19 protein-coding genes are annotated in these 16,984 nt (G+C 61.7%); 7 read left to right on the plus strand and 12 right to left on the minus strand.

The features are described 5' to 3' along the window. Positions 1 to 7: 7 nt before the first annotated feature. The 9 genes from flgG to ACF8FB_RS15945 form a co-directional block, all read right to left on the minus strand. Complete coding sequence (flgG, locus tag ACF8FB_RS15905) at positions 8 to 793, minus strand: flagellar basal-body rod protein FlgG (RefSeq protein ID WP_392511549.1); 786 nt, start codon at positions 791 to 793, stop codon at positions 8 to 10. 47 nt (positions 794 to 840) lie between these two features. Continuing rightward, positions 841 to 1,581 (minus strand): flagellar basal-body rod protein FlgF, encoded by a 741-nt coding sequence (flgF, locus tag ACF8FB_RS15910; protein WP_010955101.1) that lies wholly within the window; start codon positions 1,579 to 1,581, stop codon positions 841 to 843. 160 nt (positions 1,582 to 1,741) lie between these two features. After that, the gene (locus ACF8FB_RS15915; RefSeq protein WP_003254464.1) at positions 1,742 to 1,933 is read right to left on the minus strand and encodes a hypothetical protein; all 192 of its coding nucleotides are present in this window, start codon (positions 1,931 to 1,933) and stop codon (positions 1,742 to 1,744) included. A 70-nt stretch (positions 1,934 to 2,003) separates the two neighbouring features. Then, positions 2,004 to 3,326 carry a flagellar hook protein FlgE gene (gene flgE / locus ACF8FB_RS15920; protein ID WP_010955102.1) on the minus strand — a complete coding sequence of 441 codons (1,323 nt, stop codon included), beginning with the start codon at positions 3,324 to 3,326 and terminating at the stop codon, positions 2,004 to 2,006. Positions 3,327 to 3,354: 28 nt separating this feature from the next. Then, positions 3,355 to 4,056 carry a flagellar hook assembly protein FlgD gene (flgD, locus tag ACF8FB_RS15925; protein WP_003254468.1) on the minus strand — a complete coding sequence of 234 codons (702 nt, stop codon included), beginning with the start codon at positions 4,054 to 4,056 and terminating at the stop codon, positions 3,355 to 3,357. A gap of 12 nt (positions 4,057 to 4,068) precedes the next feature. Beyond that, positions 4,069 to 4,512, minus strand: coding sequence for a flagellar basal body rod protein FlgC (gene flgC / locus ACF8FB_RS15930; protein WP_003254469.1), 444 nt, complete (start codon positions 4,510 to 4,512; stop codon positions 4,069 to 4,071). A gap of 2 nt (positions 4,513 to 4,514) precedes the next feature. Further along, positions 4,515 to 4,925: a flagellar basal body rod protein FlgB gene (gene flgB, locus ACF8FB_RS15935; protein ID WP_010955103.1), complete on the minus strand. Its 411-nt coding sequence runs from the start codon at positions 4,923 to 4,925 to the stop codon at positions 4,515 to 4,517. Between the two features lie 321 nt (positions 4,926 to 5,246). Next, positions 5,247 to 6,074 (minus strand): protein-glutamate O-methyltransferase CheR, encoded by an 828-nt coding sequence (gene cheR, locus ACF8FB_RS15940; RefSeq protein WP_004575768.1) that lies wholly within the window; start codon positions 6,072 to 6,074, stop codon positions 5,247 to 5,249. Positions 6,075 to 6,126: 52 nt separating this feature from the next. Continuing rightward, entirely contained in the window at positions 6,127 to 7,056 is a 930-nt protein-coding gene (locus ACF8FB_RS15945) for a chemotaxis protein CheV (protein ID WP_010955104.1), read from the minus strand. 77 nt (positions 7,057 to 7,133) lie between these two features. On the opposite strand from ACF8FB_RS15945, the gene flgA reads away from it, so the two are divergent. The 4 genes from flgA (at position 7,134) to ACF8FB_RS15965 (ending at position 9,704) form a co-directional block, all read left to right on the plus strand. After that, positions 7,134 to 7,886 carry a flagellar basal body P-ring formation chaperone FlgA gene (flgA, locus tag ACF8FB_RS15950; RefSeq protein WP_012051593.1) on the plus strand — a complete coding sequence of 251 codons (753 nt, stop codon included), beginning with the start codon at positions 7,134 to 7,136 and terminating at the stop codon, positions 7,884 to 7,886. Positions 7,887 to 8,049: 163 nt separating this feature from the next. Then, entirely contained in the window at positions 8,050 to 8,364 is a 315-nt protein-coding gene (gene flgM, locus ACF8FB_RS15955; RefSeq protein WP_003254479.1) for a flagellar biosynthesis anti-sigma factor FlgM, read from the plus strand. A 49-nt stretch (positions 8,365 to 8,413) separates the two neighbouring features. Next, a complete protein-coding gene (locus ACF8FB_RS15960; protein WP_010955106.1) occupies positions 8,414 to 8,881 on the plus strand; it encodes a flagella synthesis protein FlgN in 468 nt (155 codons plus the stop codon). 79 nt (positions 8,882 to 8,960) lie between these two features. After that, complete coding sequence (locus tag ACF8FB_RS15965; RefSeq protein ID WP_010955107.1) at positions 8,961 to 9,704, plus strand: flagellar brake protein; 744 nt, start codon at positions 8,961 to 8,963, stop codon at positions 9,702 to 9,704. A gap of 93 nt (positions 9,705 to 9,797) precedes the next feature. On the opposite strand, the gene ACF8FB_RS15970 is transcribed toward ACF8FB_RS15965, so the two are convergent. The 3 genes from ACF8FB_RS15970 to bkdR all read right to left on the minus strand — a co-directional run bounded on the left by ACF8FB_RS15970 (position 9,798) and on the right by bkdR (position 13,221). Then, the gene (locus ACF8FB_RS15970; RefSeq protein ID WP_010955108.1) at positions 9,798 to 11,132 is read right to left on the minus strand and encodes an MFS transporter; all 1,335 of its coding nucleotides are present in this window, start codon (positions 11,130 to 11,132) and stop codon (positions 9,798 to 9,800) included. Between the two features lie 131 nt (positions 11,133 to 11,263). Further along, complete coding sequence (locus tag ACF8FB_RS15975) at positions 11,264 to 12,505, minus strand: glutamine synthetase family protein (RefSeq protein ID WP_392511555.1); 1,242 nt, start codon at positions 12,503 to 12,505, stop codon at positions 11,264 to 11,266. Between the two features lie 230 nt (positions 12,506 to 12,735). Next, positions 12,736 to 13,221: a Bkd operon transcriptional regulator BkdR gene (gene bkdR / locus ACF8FB_RS15980; protein ID WP_003254485.1), complete on the minus strand. Its 486-nt coding sequence runs from the start codon at positions 13,219 to 13,221 to the stop codon at positions 12,736 to 12,738. Between the two features lie 198 nt (positions 13,222 to 13,419). On the opposite strand from bkdR, the gene ACF8FB_RS15985 reads away from it, so the two are divergent. From ACF8FB_RS15985 to ACF8FB_RS15995, 3 genes are read left to right on the plus strand one after another with little or no spacing between them, the layout of a single operon-like run. Further along, positions 13,420 to 14,652: a 3-methyl-2-oxobutanoate dehydrogenase (2-methylpropanoyl-transferring) subunit alpha gene (locus tag ACF8FB_RS15985; RefSeq protein ID WP_003254486.1), complete on the plus strand. Its 1,233-nt coding sequence runs from the start codon at positions 13,420 to 13,422 to the stop codon at positions 14,650 to 14,652. A gap of 1 nt (position 14,653) precedes the next feature. Beyond that, positions 14,654 to 15,712 (plus strand): alpha-ketoacid dehydrogenase subunit beta, encoded by a 1,059-nt coding sequence (locus ACF8FB_RS15990; RefSeq protein ID WP_012051588.1) that lies wholly within the window; start codon positions 14,654 to 14,656, stop codon positions 15,710 to 15,712. Further along, complete coding sequence (locus ACF8FB_RS15995) at positions 15,713 to 16,984, plus strand: dihydrolipoamide acetyltransferase family protein (RefSeq protein ID WP_392511550.1); 1,272 nt, start codon at positions 15,713 to 15,715, stop codon at positions 16,982 to 16,984.

Here is a 16,984-nt window from a genome sequence, read left to right on the forward strand (position 1 = left end):
ACAGGGCTTAGAGCTGTTGAGTAACGAACGACAGCATCTGGTCGGCCGTGGAAATGACTTTGGAGTTCATCTCGTAGGCACGCTGAGTGGTGATCATGCTCACCAGCTCTTCCACGGTACTGACGTTGGAGTTCTCCAGCGTCTGCTGCAAGGTGGTGCCAAAACCGTTCAGGCCTGGGGTGCCGACCTGAGGCGCGCCACTGGCGGCGGTCTCGAGGAACAGGTTGTCGCCGATCGCCTGCAAGCCAGCCGGGTTGATGAAGTCGGCGGTCTGGATGTTGCCGATCACCTGTGCAGCCGGGTTGCCGGCGGTGGTGATCGACACGGTGCCGTCCTGGCCAACGGTGAAGGTCTGGGCGTCGTTAGGCACGACAATGGCAGGCTCCAGGGCGTAGCCGTTGTTAGTGACGATCTGGCCGTCGGAGTTCAGGTGGAAGGTACCGTCACGGGTATACGACACGGTGCCGTCCGGCTGCAGGATCTGGAAGAAACCGCGGCCGTTGACTGCCATGTCCAACGGGTTGTCGGTGGTTTGCAGGCTGCCGGCAACGAAGCTTTTCTGGGTGCCCACGATACGCACACCGGTACCGACCTGCAGGCCCGAGGGCAGCTCGCTGTCCTGGGTCGACTGGGCACCAGGCTGGCGCTTGATCTGGTAGAGCAGGTCTGCGAATTCGGCGCGATCACGCTTGAAGCCGGTGGTCGAGACGTTGGCCAGGTTGTTGGAAATGACCGTCAGGTTGGTGTCCTGAGCGGACAGGCCGGTTTTAGCGACCCAAAGAGCCGGAAGCATGTGAGTTCTCCTCGTGCGCCTGTTTTACGGCACCCGTTCAAAAGTGATTAGCCGATTTGCAAAACCCGAGCCATGGCTTCGTCGCCTTCCTTGGCCGTATTCATCATCTTGACGTGCAGTTCGAACTGGCGGGACAGCGCCAGCACCGAGGTCATTTCCTCGACAGCGTTGACATTGCTGCCTTCCAGGAAGCCAGCCACCACCCGCACGTTGACGTCGGCATCGGCCGGCTGGCCGGAAGTGGTATGGATCAGACCGTCCAGGCCCTTCGTCAGGCCTTTGGTGTCCGGGTTGACCAGTTTGATGCGGTCGACCTCGGCCATCACCCGCGGGTCTTCACCCATGGAGCGGATGCTGATGGTGCCGTCGGCACCCACTTCCACTTTCTGCTCCGGCGGGATGGCGATCGGGCCACCGTTGCCGATCACCGGCATGCCATTGCCGGCACGCAGCACACCGAGGGCATCGATGTTCAGGCTACCGGTACGCACATAGGCTTCGCTGCCGTCCGGCGCCTGCACGGCGATAAAGCCTTTGCCGGTCACCGCCACGTCAAGGTCGCGGCCAGTTTCGACCAACGGGCCTTCACTGAAGTCGGTGGCCGGGCGCTCGGTCATGGCGAATGCACGCGCCGGAAAGCTGTCACCGAACACCGGCATCGAGCGGGCCTGCTCCAGGTCGCGCTGAAAACCGTTGGTGGAAATGTTCGCCAGGTTGTTGGCGTGGGCCTTCTGCGCCAGCGCGTTCTGGCTGGCGCCGGTCATGGCCACATAAAGCAACTTGTCCACAGTTTCTCCTCTGCGCGTAGCTGCCGCGCTGTCACTGGGCAGGTTCCAAGCAATAATTGAACCAAGTCTGAAACACCCGGTTTACGGGGCTTTCAGCGCGGCAAGGGGCAATAACCGTCAGTTTGTCGGCGGATGTTTGCCGCCTGCGGCAAGGGCTTGCTCAATGGGCGCGGCAGGCGGCGTTGTTGTAGGGGCCAGAGTGGCGCACCCAGCCTTTGCCCGGGTTGTGGGCCGAACACAGGTAGCGGCCGGTGACCAGGCTTTGCCATTGATAGAACGGGGCGGGGGCAGCGGGGGCAGGCAGAACCAGCACCAGCAAGGGGAACAAGGCCAGTAACGACAGCCGCTTCATTCGCGTGAACCTTCACATTCTTGGGGCCGCTTTGCGGCCCCAATTACAAACACCAAAGCCAATACAATCATCAGGTCATCTGAATGATGGTCTGCATGATGGTGCTTTCAGTGGAAATGGTCTTGGCATTGGCCTGGTAGTTGCTCTGCGCCTTGATCAGGTTTACCAGCTCGCCGGTCAGGTCGACGTTGGAGTCCTCCAGGGCACCACCGGAAATCTGGCCGAGGGTACCGGTGTCCGGAGCGCCGATCACCGGCACGCCCGAGGCATAGGACTCTTTCCAGTTGGTACCGCCAATCGGCGTCAGGCCCTGCAGGTTGGCGAAGTTGGCAATCGCCACCTGGCCGATCACCTTGTCCTTGCCGTTGGTGAAGCTGGCAAACAGGTAGCCGTTCTGGTCGATGCTCAGCCCCGACAGCTCACCGGTGGCGAAGCCATCCTGGGTTTTGGCGATTTCTGCGGACGACGCGTTGTATTGGGTGGCACCCAGCATGTCCAGCTTCACACCGTCCGCGTTGGCGATGGCGCCATTGGCCGACCACTCTCCAGCGGCGTTTTTCTGCGCCGGGATCCAGTCGTTGAGCTGGAAGATCTTGTCTTCGCCAATGCTCAGGCCGCCCGCGACGTCACCCGCAGTCATTGCATCCTTGTCCAGCGTACCATCGGACTTGAACGGCACGGCGTTGACCAGCGGCGTGGTGGAGGCCGGATTGGCCGGGTTGCGGCCATCGATAGTGGTGTGCATGGACCAGGTATTGGTCGCGTCGTCCTTGATGAAGTACTGGTTCATCTGGTGTTCATTACCCTGGCTGTCGAACACCGGGGTATTGAACGTGAAGTTGTAGGAACTGGCATTGGTGGGATCGAAGGGCGTCACCGACGGGGAGGTCGCAGCCGAGTTCAGGTTGATCTTCTCGGTGATGAGGCTGGTCGGCTTCGGCGTCAGGTTGGAAGTATCGATCTGCAGGTCAGTCAGGATGCCCTGGATGATCTTGCCGTCCTCGCCGACCGCATAACCCTGCAGGTTGGCACCCGAAGCATTCACCACATAACCGGCCTTGTCGCTGTAGAAAGCGCCCGCACGGGTGTAGATCTTCGAGCCGTTGTCGTTCAGGGCAAAGAAGCCGTTGCCATCGATAGCCATGTCCAGCGCCTGGCCGGTGGCGTTGATATTGCCTGGCGTGAACAGCTGCGACACCGCGGCAGTCTTTACCCCGGTGCCGATCACGGTCTTGCCCGCGCTGGTGCCGCGAATGGAGTTGGAGTACTGGTCGGCGAACTCGGCACGCGACGACTTGAAGCCGGTGGTGGCAACGTTGGCAATGTTGTTGCCGGTAACGTTCAGGGCCTTGTTTGCTGCATAGAGGCCGCTAAGGCCGATATTGAAAGACATGTGTAACTCCTGTCGTTTTGCTCAGGCCCTAGATGCCGATGCTTTGGATTTTGGAAAGCGCAACACTGCCCAGCCCGGCCAGGTTGAGCGTCATCTCCGAACCGTTGCTACCCATGGTCACACTGGTAACCGAGGCCGGCAGGTTGGTGGTCATGGCCGTGGCCTTGCCATCGATCGAGGCGGTGGCCTTGAAGGTGTAGGTCCCGGCGGCCGCGACTTCACCGTCATCGTTCAGGCCATCCCAGGTAAAGTCGATGCTGCCAGACTTCTGGGTACCGAGTTCGATGGTGCGCACCAGCTTGTCGTCCTTGTCGTAGATCCCCACCGAGGTGGAGGTACTGGACGACGTCAGGTTGACCGAGCCCTTCATGTCCTTGCTGGTATCGACCACAGCCTTGTCGGTCTGGACAATGACATTGCGCCCGACCAGCGAGGAGGCCTGCAAGGCCTGGGAAGATTGCAGCCCGGCCGCGATGTAGGTCACAGCGTCGTTCAGCGACTGCATGCTTTCCAGGCTGCTGAACTGCGCCAACTGGGCCACGAACTCGCCGTTTTCCTGCGGGTCGAGCGGGTTCTGGTTCTGCATCTGGGTGACCAGCAACTGCAGGAACGCGTCCTTGCCCAGCGCGCTGCCGGCGGCGCCGGTAGAGCTGTCAGTCTTGGACGTCTGCTTCTGCAGCGAGGTCAGGTATGCGCTGCCGACGTCTGTAGTGGAATTGGTGGTGGTCATGTCGGCTTCCTATCACTGCCCCAGGGTCAGCACTTTCTGCATCATGTTCTTGGCCGTGTTCATCAGTTCAGCGTTGGTCTGAAACGCGCGGCTGGCGGAGATCATGTCAGCCATCTCCTCGACCACATTGACGTTCGGGTAGTAGACGTAGCCGTCCTTGTTCGCCGCCGGGTGGTTCGGCTCGTAGCGTGCTTCAAGGGTGCTCTGGTCTTCGACGATGCCTTTTACCTGCACGCCCTGCCCTGCCTCGCCCTGGTCTTCGAACAGCGACTGGCTGCTACCGGCCTGCGCATTCTGGAAGGTGGTGGCGAACACCGGGTGGCGGGCGCGGTACGTCTGGTCGATGCTCGAAGACACGGTCTCGGCGTTGGCGATGTTGGACGCCACGGTGTTCAGACGCGTGTTCTGTGCGCTCATGCCGCTACCGGCAATGTTGAAGACACTGGAAAGGGACATGGTCATTCTCCCCGCAGGGCGGAAACCAGCCCTTTGAATTTACTGTTGAGCAAGGTGAAGCTGGCCTGGAAGCCAATCGCGTTTTCCGTGTAGTTCGATTGCTCGATCTGCGCATCCACGGTGTTCTGGTCGATCGACGGCTGCAGCGGCGTGCGGTACTTGAGGGTTTCATCGGCCATGGCCAGGCCCTCAGCTTCGATGTGCCGGCTGTTGGTCCGGTCAAGGTTGAAGCGGCCGCCGCTCTGCTGCTTGTCGCTTTCGGCTGCGAGCACCGAGGCGAAGTCCATGTCACGGGCCTTGTAGTTGGGCGTGTCGGCGTTGGCGATGTTGTTGGCCAGCACTTCAGCGCGCTGGGCGCGGAAGCCCAGTGCCTTTTCGTGAATACCAAGCGCCTTGTCGAAGCTGATGCTCATGTCAGGGAAACCTTCAGAGGTTGACCGGAATTTCGTTGAGCAAGGTATAGCAAGGGCTGTGCCAACCACTGAAAAGCCCGTATTTATGTGGTTTTGCGGCGCGGTACTGTCAGATTGATGCCAGAAAAGCGGCAAAGGCCTTCCGCCTGAGGTGACAAAAGCGGCAATTGATGGGCGGCAAAAGCGGCAAAACAAAAAATTGACGTCAGTGTTTTCCTGGGCCGGCCTCTTCGCGGGTAAACCCGCTCCTACGGGGAGCTCGGCAGGAACAGCGGATAGGCATACAAAAAGGCCGGCATCTCTCGATACCGGCCTTCGTGCTTACTTGGCCTGGTAGATGATCCCCGGGCTGCACTGCACCATCTGGTAATGGTCCGGCAAGCCGTTCAGCGCTTCCGAGGCGCCGAGGAACAGGTAGCCACCGGGCTTGAGGGTACTGTGAATGCGCAGCAGGATGTCCTTCTTCACCTGCGCCGAGAAATAGATCAGCACATTGCGACAAAACACGATGTCGAACTTGCCCAGACTGGCATAGCTGTCGAGCAGGTTGAACGAGCGGAACTCGACACGGCTGCGAATCGCCGGCTTGACCGCCCAACGCCCCGGCCCCTTTGGATCGAAGTAGCGCTGCAGGCGTTCCTGGGACAGGCCGCGGGCAATCGCCAGGCTGTCGTATTCGCCGGTCTTGCAGTTGGTCAGCATGGTGCCGGAGAGATCGGTGGCGACGATCTGCGCCCCCATCTTCAACTGGCCGAGGTTGCTGCGCTCGAACTCGTCGATCGCCATTGAAATGGAATACGGCTCCTGCCCCGACGAACAGGCCGCCGACCACATGCGCAGGCGCTGGCCGGGGTTGTTGCGGATGAACTCGGGGATCACCTTGTTCTTCAACACCTCGAACGGGTAGGTGTCGCGAAACCACAGGGTCTCGTTGGTGGTCATGGCATCGACCACCTGCTCGCGCAAACCGCCGCGCGGCTGGGCCTGAATGCGCTGCACCAGCTCACCCAGGCTCTTGATGCCCTGTTGTTCCATCAGCTTGTTGAGACGGCTGGAAACCAGGTACTGCTTATTCTCGCCCAGCAGGATGCCACAGGCTTTCTCCAGGAAGACCCGGAACTGTTCGAAATCCAAATTACCCGTAGACACTACTGCCGCCTCTTTTCAATCACTGGTGCCGGAGGGCATGCCCCCGGCTGCTTCAATGCGCTGCCTTGATCCGGTCGACCACCCGCTGGGCCAGGTCGTCCGGCTTGAACTTGGCCAGGAAGTCATCGGCACCGACCTTCTTGACCATTGCCTGGTTGAACACCCCGGAAAGCGAAGTATGCAGGCAGATGTGCAATTTTTGCATGCGCGGATCGCTGCGAATCTCTGCGGTTAGCGTATAACCGTCCATTTCCGGCATTTCAATGTCCGAGATCATCATCAGGAACTCTTCTTCCGGCTTTTTGCCCTCATCCACCAGCTGACGCAGGTAGTTCAGCGCCTGACGGCCATCATTAAGCGCCACTACCTCGACCCCTACGGTCTGCAGGCAACGGCTGACCTGCTTGCGCGCAACCGACGAATCGTCGACGGTCAGGACCCGCATCAACACCGCCTTGTCCTGCACTTCGGCATCTATCACACCGGCCGATACCGACTCGGACGACGGCGACACTTCGGCCAGCACCTTCTCCACGTCGATGATCTCGACCATGCGGTTGTCCACCCGGGTGACAGCGGTCAGGTAGTGATCACGGCCGGTACCCTTGGGTGGCGGATGGATCTCTTCCCAGTTCATGTTGACGATGCGCTCCACCGAATGCACCAGGAAGCCTTGGGTCTTGGTGTTGTACTCGGTGATGATCACGAAGCTGTTGCGTGTGTCTTCCTGCAACGGCCGCAACCCGGTGGCCATCGACAAGTCGAGGATCGGGATGGTCGCCCCGCGAATATTGGCAACGCCACGCACCACAGGGTGCGCCTTGGGCAGCAGGGTCAGCGCAGGGCATTGCAGTACTTCCCTGACCTTGAACACATTGATGCCGTAAAGCTGTTCGCCATTGAGGCGGAACAGCAGCAATTCCAGGCGATTCTGCCCCACCAGCTGCGTGCGCTGGTTGACCGAATCCATAACACCCGCCATGCCAGACTCCTTAACGTTTCAGCCTTTCGTTGCAACTCAGGTAGCGAGTCGGCACGGGCTTTGCTTTTTTGAGTGTCATGCACACGAAAACGACATTTTCCCGACGATTGACACGCCTGCTGACTGGCCCGCTGGCCACGCTGTGCCTGCTGATGCCCGGCGTTCGCACGGTGGCGAACGCGTTCACCTTGCCTGAACAGCTTATCGGTGTCACCCAAGGGTTTCTTGAATTCACCGTTGAAGATTATCTGTCCACCACCCAGACTGCCGGCCGCTATGAAATCCAGGTCAACCCGCTGGACCCACGCCTGCGCATGCCGTTGTGCAGCCAGCAGCTGGACGCCTCACTGGAAAGCCCGGCCCAGCCGCTGGGCCGTGTGACGGTACGGATACGCTGCAACGGCGCAGCACCGTGGACGGTATTCGTGCCGGCCACCGTGCGACTTTTCCGCGACGTGGTGGTGGTGACCCGCCCGCTCAAGCGCGACAACACGGTCGGCGAAGGTGACGTGGCCCTGCGCGAGCGCGATGTCGGTACCCTGGGCCAGGGCTTTCTGACCGAGCTGGACCAGGCGGTGGGCATGAAGATGCTGCGCCCCACGGTGATCGACCAGGTGCTCACCCCGCAACATCTGGAACAGGCCGAGGTGGTGCGCAAGGGTGACCAGGTGGTGATCATTGCCCGCAGTGGCAGCCTGAGTGTGCGCATGCCGGGCGAAGCCCTGAGCAAGGGCGGCCTGAGCGAGCAGATTCGGGTACGCAACCTCAATTCCAAACGCGTGGTCAAGGCCAGGGTGACCGGCCCGGGCCAGGTCGAGGTCAGTATGTAGGCTAGCCACCAGATTGCGCTGGCAGTGAGGAACCGCTTTTCCTAAACTGTGTCAGAAACGGGTTCGCGGGCTTGCCGACAGGCGGCAATGCATTTGTGCCTAAAGTTTATATCGGGTTGGCCGAAAACAAGGCAAGCGTCCAAATACCCAGAGGTTTCTGATCATGGTCATCGACTTCAGTCGTTTGAATAACTCTCCGTCCGTCACGGGCGGCGTGCGCGGCAACACCGCGTCCGGCAGCGCCGAAAAACCGGCAGCCAGCCAGGAAGCGGTGAAAGACACCAGCGCCAGCGGAGAGGCGGTACACCTCAGCCAAGAGGCACAGCAGTTGCAGAAGATCAGCGACAAGCTGCGCGACGAGCCCGTGGTCAACAGCGCCCGTGTGGCCCAGTTGAAGCAGGCGATCGCCGACGGCAGCTACCAGGTCGATGCCGGCCGGGTCGCCAGCAAACTGCTTGATTTCGAAGCCCAGCGCTGACCGTACGGCGCGCTGACTTCACGGACGCCAGAAAAGCCAAGAGTTAGCCATGCACGACACCACCTTGCTGCAACTGATCGAAGATGACATTGCCCCGATGCAGGAATTGCTCGACCTTCTGCACAAGGAAGCAATCGCCCTGCATGGCCGCGACATGCCGCTGCTGGAGCAAATCCTGGCGCGCAAGCAGTCGTTGATCATCTTGCTCGAGCAGCATGGCCAGCGCCGCAGCCAATTGCTCGGCAGCCTGGGCCTGAGTGCCGACCGCACCGGTGTGCAGGCTGTAGCTGCGCAGTCACCCCATGGTGATGTGATGCTGCAGCGGCTCGACATGTTGTCGCAACTGATGGACGACTGCCAGCAGGTCAACCAGACCAATGGCCGGATCATCCAGGTGCAGCAACACGTCACCAACAACCAGATCCGCATCCTTCAGGGCGGCGATTCGCCTTCGCTCTACGATAGCCGTGGCAGCACCTCGCCGCTGGCCAAGCCGCGCGCGCTCAGCCAAGTGTGATTTTTCTATCAAGGCACAGAACATAGTGGCAAAATGCCGTTACTTGCGTGTGTCGCTTTTGCCTGGAGAACAATAAGCTGTGTTCAATGAATCCGATGCCCCGCAACCACCCAAGGTGTTGAGCACCCCCTTGGAGATTGCGGCCAACTTGCGGCAGCTGCAGGAAAGCCACGACCCCCTGATCATCACCTTCCACGACCGCAGCCATCGCTTCCAGAGCTATGTGGTGCACGTGGACCGCGAAAGCAACACCCTGGCACTGGATGAGATGATCCCCCGTGACGGCGAGAAATTCATCGAGAACGGCGAGCACTTCCGTGTCGAAGGCTTCCACGATGGTGTACGCATCGCCTGGGAATGCGATCACGCGCTGAAAATCAGCGAAGTCGACGGCCACCGCTGCTACAGCGGCCCCCTGCCGCAAGAGGTGACCTACCACCAGCGCCGCAACGCCTTCCGCGCCGCGCTGAAGCTATCGCAGCTGGTCGACATCATCCTTGACGGTGCTCACCTCAAGGGCAACGGCGCCATGCGAGGCAAGCTGCTGGATATCTCGGCCACCGGCTGCAAACTGCGCTTCGAAGGCAATGTCGAAGACCGCTTGCAACTGGGCCAGGTGTATGAGCGTTTCAAGGCGGGCAACCCACTGGGCCTGGTGGACACCATGGTCGAGCTGCGTCATCTGCACTATGAAGAGCGCATCAACACCACCTTTGCCGGCGTGCGTTTCCACAACCTGAGCGGGCAGGCGCAGCGCAAGATCGAGAGTTTCGTGTACCAGCTGCAGCGTGAGGCGCGGCGGTTCGACAAGGACGATTATTGATCGTCGGTCGGTAAAACAGAAAACGCCACCTGCTGAGGTGGCGTTTTCATTTGTGTTTCTGCTGGGCTGGCCGCTTCGCGGGTAAACCCGCTCCTACACCGACTTGCTGACCTCTTCAGGCGCCTGTTGCTGCGCGCCCTTCTCTTCATCCTCGGTGTCTTCAGCCGCCACCGGCGCCTGCATCACGTCCTGCACCGTCTGCTCATCCACTCGCGGGTCCAGCGCCGCCGACAATGGCGAACCGGCCGCCGGCATCGCCACGTGGCCCAGCGGTGCGTCCTGCACCTGATGCAGGCCGGTAACCGCTTTCGGCCGAATACGCCAGACCAGCACCAGGGCAAAGAATACGAAGAAGGCATACAGCATCTGCGCGCCCAGCACTTTCATCAGAACGCCTGCCGCCAGCGGGCCGACGCATGCACCCACACCGTAGGTCACCAACAGCATCGCCGTCAGCGATACCCGGCGCTCGCTTTCCACGTGGTCATTGGAAAAGGCAACCGCCAGCGGGTACAGGCAGAACTGCAGCAGCGAGATCAGGAAGCCGATACCGAACAGCAACTCCAGCGGCACACTGGGCAGTATTGCCAATGGCGCAGCCGCCAGCGCCAGCCCCACTGCCACACTCCGAATCAGCACCGCCCGATCATAACGGTCAGACAACCAGCCCAGCGGCCACTGCACCAGCAGGCCGGCAAAAATGCAGCTACCCATGAACAGACCGATCTGCTCGGTACTCATCCCCTGGCTTGACGCATACAAAGGCGCCAGACCGTAGAACGAGCCGACAATCAGCCCCGAGCCCAAAACCGTACTGAGCGACTGCGGCACGCGCTTGATGAAGAACTTCGGCTCCATCGGTGCCGGGCGCAAGGGCGCCGGGTGAATACGCCGGGTCATCGCCACGGGCACCAGGCACAGGGCAAAGCACATCGCCACCAGCATCAGCAACTCAGGGCCGAGCTGCGGGTGCACCACCAGAATCAACTGGCCAAGCACCAGCCCCAGGTACGAGGCAATCATGTAGCCGCTGAACACCGCGCCCCGGTGCTTCACATCGGCCTGCTCATTGAGCCAGCTCTCGATGACCATGTATTGGCACATCATCCCCAGGCCGACGATCACGCGCAGCCCGACCCAGGCCGGTAGCCAGCTGGTCAGGCCATGGCCGAGCACCGCAGCGCCGACGATACCGGCACAGGTGGCATAGGCGCGTATGTGCCCTACCCGTCCGATCAGCCGGTGGCCAACCTTGCCGCCAACCGCCAGACCAAAGTAGTTGGCCGCCATCAACGCCCCCACCCACAGGCTGTCGACATGGTCGGCAGCCAGGCGCAGGGCCAGGTAGGTGCTGAGCAGGCCCGAGCCGATCAACATCATCAGCGCGGCGAAATACAACGACTGAAACGGCTTCCATACATTTCGCATACGTCCCGTGGAGCTCCCTGGTCAGGTGGCAGTTTTGGGTGCTAGCAGCATAAAGGCAAAAACCGCCTGGCGCAGGCCCCCGACAGCTAATTGGCACTGCGGGGGCGTGCCCGGTGCAGGTTGTGTCGCGCTCAGGCCTGTGCCGCCAGGACCCGACGCTCCCACGGTGTGATCTCGTCGAAGAAATCGCTCAGCTCAAGGGTCTTGCTGGCAATGTAGCCTTCGATGAACTCGCTGCCGATCAGTTCCCGCGCCAGCGTGCTGCGCTTGAGCCTTTCAAGGGCCGCATGCAGCGTGCACGGCGGGCTCAGGTGCTCGGGCACTTCGAATTCGCCCTGGATGGCCGGCGATGGCTGCAAGCGCTGCTCGATGCCATGCAGCCCGGCGGCCAGGCTGGCTGCAATGGCCAGGTAGGGGTTGGCATCGGCGCCAGGCAGGCGGTTTTCCACCCGTCGCGCGACCGGCGCACTGGCCGGAATGCGCAAGCCAGCGGCGCGATTGTCCTCGGACCAGCACGCATTGTTCGGCGAGGCATAGGGGTGGCACAGGCGCTGGTAGGAGTTGACGTTGGGTGCGAACAGGGCGGTGAAGTCGGCCATGCACGCCTGCAACCCGCCGATGAAATGGTGGAAGGTTTCTGTCGGCAGGCCTTGCTCGTCACTGAATACGTTACGGCCGCTGCCGGCCTCGACCAGGCTCTGGTGAATGTGCATGGAACTGCCGGGCGTACGCGCCAGCGGCTTGGCCATGCAGACCACGGTCAGCCCGTGCTTGAGCGCCACTTCCTTGAGCAGGTGCTTGAACAGGAAGGTCTGGTCGGCCAACAGCAGCGGGTCGCCGTGCAGCAGGTTGATCTCGAACTGGCTGACACCCATTTCGTGCATGAAGGTGTCACGTGGCAGGCCGAGCGCGGCCATGCAGTGGTACACCTCCTTGAAGAACGGGCGCAGGCCGTTGTTGGAACTGACACTGAACGCCGAATGGCCCAGCTCGCGGCGGCCATCGCTGCCTAGGGGCGGCAGGAACGGTTGCTGCGGGTCGGTGTTGGGGGCAAAGACGAAGAACTCCAGCTCGGTTGCCACTACCGGCGCCAGGCCCAGTGCCGCATAGCGGGCTATCACGGCCTTCAACTGGCCCCGGGTGGACAGTGCCGAGGGCCGGCCATCCAGCTCGTTGGCATCACAGATGGCCAAGGCGCGGCCGTCATCGCTCCAGGGCAGGCGGTGGACCTGACTGGGTTCGGCCACCAGTGCCAGGTCGCCGTCATCACTGCCGTAGAATTTCGCCGCTGGGTAGCCACCCATGATGCACTGCAGCAGCACACCCCGGGCCATCTGCAGGCGACGGCCTTCGAGGAAGCCTTCGGCGGTCATCACCTTGCCGCGCGGGACGCCGTTGAGGTCGGGGGTGACGCATTCGATTTCATCGATGCCCTGGAGCTGAGCGGTGCTCATGACGCTTGTCCTTGTTGTTGTAGGCTGACAACAACATAGGCTGCGGGTGTTTAAAATATCAAGCAGCCTATTGGGTGGCTGTGCCGGCCTCTTCGCGGGTGAACCCGCGCCTACAGGTGGATGCGATCCTTGTGCCGGCGCCGCCCCCCCTACTCCCGCAAGGTCATGCCATTGGCCGGCAACGGCAACGCCGTCTTGTAGCGCACCTGCTTCAGGGCAAAACTCGAGCGAATATTGGCTACCCCTGGCAAGCGCGTCAGGTAATCGAGAAACCGCTCCAGCGCCTGGATGCTCGGCAGCAGCACCCGCAGCAGGTAATCCGGATCGCCGGTCATCAGGTAGCACTCCATCACCTCAGGCCGCTCGGCGATCTCTTCTTCAAAGCGATGCAACGACTGCTCCACCTGTTTTTCCAGGCTGACATGGATAAACACATTCACATCCAGCCCCAGCACCTCAGGCGACAGCAAGGTCACCTGCTGGCGGATCACCCCCAGCTCTTCCATGGCCCGCACCCGGTTGAAACAAGGCGTGGGCGACAGGTTCACCGAGCGTGCCAGCTCGGCATTGGTGATGCGGGCGTTCTCTTGCAGGCTGTTGAGAATGCCGATATCAGTACGATCGAGTTTGCGCATAAGACAAAATCACCGGTTTTTTGTGTTTATGCGGAATGTTTATCTGTCCCGCTCAGCAAAGGCAATCAACTTGAGAGAAAAATTCTCCTGCCGGGCCACTAAGATGTAGGTGACGCTGACTTACCAGTCACAAGCCGGTACTCAGCGGCGGCCGCTTCAGAGCTCACAAAAACAAATACCCGAGCGAGCGTAAAAAGCATGAACGAGTACGCCCCCCTGCGTTTGCATGTGCCCGAGCCCACCGGCCGGCCAGGCTGCCAGACCGATTTTTCCTACCTGCGCCTCAACGATGCAGGTCAAGCCCGTAAACCCGCTATCGATGTCGATGCTGCCGACACTGCCGACCTGTCCTACAGCCTGGTCCGCGTGCTCGACGAGCAAGGCGATGCGCAAGGCCCCTGGGCCGAAGACATCGACCCGCAGATCCTTCGTCAAGGCATGCGCGCCATGCTCAAGACGCGGATCTTCGACAGCCGCATGGTGGTTGCCCAGCGCCAGAAGAAGATGTCCTTCTACATGCAAAGCCTGGGCGAAGAAGCCATCGGCAGCGGCCAGGCGCTGGCGCTGAACCGCACCGACATGTGCTTCCCGACCTACCGCCAGCAAAGCATCCTGATGGCCCGCGACGTGTCGCTGGTCGAGATGATCTGCCAACTGCTGTCCAACGAGCGCGACCCCCTCAAGGGCCGCCAGTTGCCGATCATGTACTCGGTGCGCGAAGCCGGCTTCTTCACCATCAGCGGCAACCTGGCGACCCAGTTCGTACAGGCGGTCGGCTGGGCCATGGCATCGGCGATCAAGGGCGATACCAAGATCGCCTCGGCATGGATTGGTGACGGCGCTACTGCCGAGTCGGACTTCCACACCGCCCTCACCTTTGCCCACGTATACCGCGCCCCGGTCATCCTCAACGTGGTCAACAACCAGTGGGCCATTTCCACCTTCCAGGCCATCGCCGGTGGCGAGTCGACCACCTTTGCCGGCCGTGGCGTGGGTTGCGGTATTGCTTCGCTGCGGGTTGACGGCAACGACTTCGTCGCCGTGTACGCTGCCTCGCGCTGGGCGGCCGAGCGCGCCCGCCGCGGCCTGGGCCCAAGCCTGATCGAGTGGGTCACCTACCGTGCCGGCCCGCACTCGACGTCGGACGACCCCTCCAAGTACCGCCCTGCCGACGACTGGAGCCACTTCCCGCTGGGTGACCCGATCGCCCGCCTGAAGCAGCACCTGATCAAGATCGGCCACTGGTCCGAGGAAGAACACCAGGCCGTCACGGCCGAGCTCGAAGCTGCGGTGATTGCCGCACAGAAAGAAGCCGAGCAGTACGGCACCCTGGCCAACGGGCACATCCCGAGCGCCGCCTCGATGTTCGAGGATGTGTACAAGGAAATGCCCGAACACCTGCGCCGTCAACGCCAGGAACTGGGGGTTTGAGATGAACGACCACAACAACAGCATCAACCCGGAAACCGCCATGGCCACCACTACCATGACCATGATCCAGGCCCTGCGCTCGGCCATGGATGTCATGCTTGAGCGCGACGACAATGTGGTGGTGTACGGCCAGGACGTCGGTTACTTCGGCGGCGTGTTCCGCTGCACCGAAGGCCTGCAGAACAAGTACGGCAAATCGCGCGTGTTCGACGCGCCCATCTCCGAGAGCGGCATCGTCGGTACCGCCGTGGGCATGGGTGCCTATGGCCTGCGCCCGGTGGTGGAGATCCAGTTCGCCGACTACTTCTACCCGGCCTCCGACCAGATCGTCTCCGAGCTGGCCCGCCTGCGTTACCGTTCGGCCGGCGAGTTCATTGCCCCGCTGACCCTGCGCATGCCTTGCGGCGGCGGCATCTATGGCGGCCAGACTCACAGCCAGAGCCCGGAAGCGATGTTCACCCAGGTCTGCGGCCTGCGCACCGTGATGCCGTCCAACCCTTATGACGCCAAAGGCCTGCTGATTGCCTCGATCGAATGCGACGACCCGGTAATCTTCCTGGAGCCCAAACGCCTGTACAACGGCCCGTTCGATGGCCACCACGACCGCCCGGTAACACCGTGGTCGAAGCACCCGCACAGCGCCGTGCCCGACGGTTATTACACCGTACCGCTGGACAAGGCCGCCATTACCCGCCCTGGCAATGACGTGACCGTGCTGACCTACGGCACCACGGTGTACGTGGCCCAGGTGGCCGCCGAAGAAAGCGGCGTCGATGCCGAAGTGATCGACCTGCGCAGCCTGTGGCCGCTGGACCTGGACACTATCGTCGAGTCGGTGAAAAAGACCGGCCGTTGCGTGGTGGTGCACGAGGCCACCCGCACCTGCGGCTTCGGTGCCGAGCTGGTGTCGCTGGTGCAGGAGCACTGCTTCCACCACCTGGAGGCGCCGATCGAACGCGTCACCGGCTGGGACACCCCCTACCCTCACGCACAGGAATGGGCTTACTTCCCAGGCCCTTCGCGGGTAGGTGCGGCACTGAAAAAGGTCATGGAGGTCTGAATGGGCACGCACGTCATCAAGATGCCGGACATTGGCGAAGGCATCGCGCAGGTCGAGTTGGTGGAATGGTTCGTCAAGGTCGGCGACATCATCGCCGAGGACCAGGTGGTGGCCGACGTCATGACCGACAAGGCCACCGTGGAAATCCCCTCGCCGGTCAGCGGCAAGGTGTTGGCCCTGGGTGGCCAGCCCGGGGAAGTGATGGCGGTCGGTAGCGAACTGATCCGCATTGAAGTGGAAGGCAGCGGCAACCATGTGGATGTGCCTCAGCCAAAACCGGTAGAGGCCCCGGCTGCCCCCGTTGCAGCCAAGCCGGAACCGCAGAAAGACGTAAAACCCGCCGTGTACCAGGCGCCCGCCAACCACGAAGCTGCGCCCATCGTGCCGCGCCAGCCGGGCGACAAGCCGCTGGCCTCGCCTGCCGTGCGCAAACGCGCCCTGGACGCCGGTATCGAACTGCGTTATGTGCATGGTAGCGGCCCGGCCGGGCGTATTCTGCACGAAGACCTCGATGCCTTCATGAGCAAGCCGCAAAGCAATGCCGGGCAAGCACCTGATGGTTATGCCAAGCGCACCGACAGCGAGCAGGTGCCAGTGATCGGCCTGCGCCGCAAGATCGCCCAGCGCATGCAGGACGCCAAACGCCGGGTCGCGCACTTCAGTTATGTCGAGGAAATCGACGTCACCGCCCTGGAGGCCCTGCGCCAGCAACTCAACAGCAAGCACGGCGACAGCCGTGGCAAGCTGACCTTGCTGCCATTCCTGGTACGCGCCCTGGTCGTGGCGCTGCGTGACTTCCCGCAGATCAACGCGACCTACGATGACGAAGCGCAGATCATCACCCGCCATGGCGCGGTGCATGTGGGCATTGCCACCCAAGGTGACAACGGCCTGATGGTGCCCGTGCTGCGCCACGCCGAAGCGGGCAGCCTGTGGGCCAATGCCGGCGAGATTTCGCGCCTGGCCAACGCTGCACGTAACAACAAGGCCAGCCGTGAGGAGCTGTCCGGCTCGACCATCACCCTGACCAGCCTTGGCGCCCTGGGTGGCATTGTCAGCACGCCGGTGGTCAACACCCCGGAAGTGGCAATCGTCGGGGTCAACCGCATGGTCGAACGGCCAGTGGTGATCGACGGCCAGATCGTCGTGCGCAAGATGATGAACCTGTCCAGCTCGTTCGACCACCGCGTGGTCGATGGCATGGATGCCGCCCTGTTCATCCAGGCCGTACGTGGCCTGCTCGAACAACCCGCCTGCCTGTTCGTGGAGTGA

The sequence above is a fragment of the Pseudomonas sp. yb_2 genome (assembly GCF_043103905.1).
GTDB lineage: Bacteria > Pseudomonadota > Gammaproteobacteria > Pseudomonadales > Pseudomonadaceae > Aquipseudomonas > Aquipseudomonas alloputida.